Here is a 2,113-nt window from a genome sequence, read left to right as displayed (position 1 = left end):
GTGGCGGGCCGTTCTGCGTCCGTCCAGGGGATCGGAGCCGGGAGGAGGAGCCGGGAGGAGGAGCCGGGCGCACGGACGCGGCCCAGGACGACCTGGAACCGTGGGTCCCCGAGCCATGGAACGTGATCACCGCATGGCCTTGATCCACTTCCGAAACAGGCCCTGGGTGTCTCATCGTTCCCGTCGGGCGCGCGAATCACGAGACCCGGCCCAGGGTCGCGGATCCGTGCGCAGCAGGCTGTAGCGGACGACGTCGCGCCATTCGCCGTCGCGGAAGGTCACCGCGCGCTGCACGCCCTCCCGGGTGAAGCCGAGCTTCTCCAGGACGCGCTGCTCGGCGAGGTTGCCCGCCTCGGTGTCCGCCTCCAGTCGCATGGTCGGGGTGTGCGCGAACACGTAGTCCACCAGCAGTCGTTGGGCCTTTGTCCCGATCCCCCGCCCACGCGCCTCCGGCACCAGCTGCACACCGAGGCTCCAGTACGGGGAGGCCGGCCGCGGGCCCGTCCGGGTGGCGGCGACGAAGCCGCGGAACTCGTCACGGACGGCCACCGCGAGGATCCACCGGTCCTCCCCGAGCAGCCCGTTCTCCGCCCACTGCCGGCTGAACCGCTGCGGGTCCCGCCAGCCGTACCACTGGAACTCGCCCAGCGCCTCGGGGTCGTTCAGCATCGCGTCGAAGGCGGCCAGGTCGGCCCGGGTGATCGGGCGCAGGGAGACTCTTTCCTCACTCATGCAGGCGCCAACGGACGGGTCTCCGCGACGGTTCCTCAGCCGGTCACCGGGCCGCTCCTCACCGCGGCCGGCTGTCCGGTGATCGAGCGGGCGAGCCGGAGCCCCACGTCGTCGATGCGCAGGGTCGGGTGGCTGCGGCGGCGGACGGAGGCGCGGCAGCTCCAGTGTTCGTCGAACCAGCCGCCGCCGCGCAGGACGCGGTAACTTCCGTACACCTCCGGGTCGTAGAGGTCCCAGCACCATTCCCAGACGTTGCCGAGCAGGTCGTACAGCCCGTAGGCGTTGGGGCGCAGCTCCCCCACCTCGTGCGGGCGTTCGTCCGCGTTGCCGCGGTGCCAGGCGATCTCGTCCAGCGGGCCGTAGCGGGGGCCGTCGGTTCCGGCGCGGCAGGCGTGCTCCCACTCGGCCTCGGTGGGCAGCCGGTAGCCGTCGGCGGCGCGGTCCCAGGAGACCTCCTCACCGTCCACCCGGTAGGCGGGCGTGCGGTGTTCGCGCCGGGACAGCTCGTCGCAGTAGCGGACGGCGTCCAGCCAGGAGACGCTGTGCGCGGGGCGGCGGTCGCCGGTCAGGCCCTCGTACTGTTCGCGGGTCACCGGACAGGCCGCCAGCTCGAAGGAGGCCACGTCGACGGACCAACTGCGCTGGGTGCGACGGTCGGAGAGGGTGACCCGGCCGGCCGGTACGGTGATCATCCCCCGATCCTAGGCGTCACGCGCGTCGGGCCGCCGCGCGCCTGCGGTGGCACGCGCCGGACGATCAGCGCAGCGTCACGATCCAGGCGCTGACTCCCAGCCAGCCGGCCGGCGCGACCGCCGCGCACACCCACGCGAAGCGGGCCGGCCCACGACCGCACTCCCGCCCCTTGGCGCGCTGGAACCCGGCGACCAGGCCGGCCACGGCGGTGACGGGGAGCGCGAGGAAGGCCAGGTACACGGTGCCGTAGTAGAGCCAGCCCACGAAGATCGCACCCGCGAACACGAACGGCGCCGACACGACGACGACCACCACGCCTCCGGCCGCGCACGCGATGCGCAGCCGCTTCTCGCTGGAGAAGAACGGCGGCACGGCGCAGACCACGGCGCAGCCCAGCCCGAAGACGTACAGCTCCACCCCGCCCTGGCCGAACCCCCGGTGGATGCTCCACACCGGCAACAGGAACGCGACCGCCCCGACCCCGGACAGCCACCGGGCACTCACCGGCACCGTGACCATGCTTCCCCCTTGCGCAGCACCCTCTTTGAACGCGTTCGAATCTAGCACCCGGGACACGACGCCCGTCAGCCGGACGGCTCGCCCTGGAGAACGGCAGATGTGCTCGAACCGTTATCCCGCTCTCTTCCCAGCGCCTCCCCCCGCCCCTCGGGAAGGCCCCTTCCCGGGC

At 72.6% G+C, this 2,113-nt stretch carries 3 protein-coding genes; all 3 read right to left on the bottom strand.

The genetic code is table 11. The features are described 5' to 3' along the window. Nucleotides 1-171 precede the first annotated feature (171 nt). Nucleotides 172-732 carry a GNAT family N-acetyltransferase gene (locus ACFRMQ_RS40345; RefSeq protein WP_380735891.1) on the bottom strand — a complete coding sequence of 187 codons (561 nt, stop codon included), beginning with the start codon at nt 730-732 and terminating at the stop codon, nt 172-174. A 35-nt stretch (nt 733-767) separates the two neighbouring features. After that, the gene (locus tag ACFRMQ_RS40340) at nt 768-1,424 is read right to left on the bottom strand and encodes a formylglycine-generating enzyme family protein (protein WP_380735890.1); all 657 of its coding nucleotides are present in this window, start codon (nt 1,422-1,424) and stop codon (nt 768-770) included. Nucleotides 1,425-1,488: 64 nt separating this feature from the next. Next, nucleotides 1,489-1,944, bottom strand: coding sequence for a hypothetical protein (locus ACFRMQ_RS40335; protein ID WP_380735889.1), 456 nt, complete (start codon nt 1,942-1,944; stop codon nt 1,489-1,491). Nucleotides 1,945-2,113: the final 169 nt, after the last annotated feature.

The sequence above is a fragment of the Kitasatospora sp. NPDC056783 genome (assembly GCF_042789895.1).
GTDB lineage: Bacteria > Actinomycetota > Actinomycetes > Streptomycetales > Streptomycetaceae > Kitasatospora.
The sequence above is the reverse complement of the archived record's forward strand: the minus strand, read 5'-3'. Positions and strand labels throughout refer to the sequence as shown.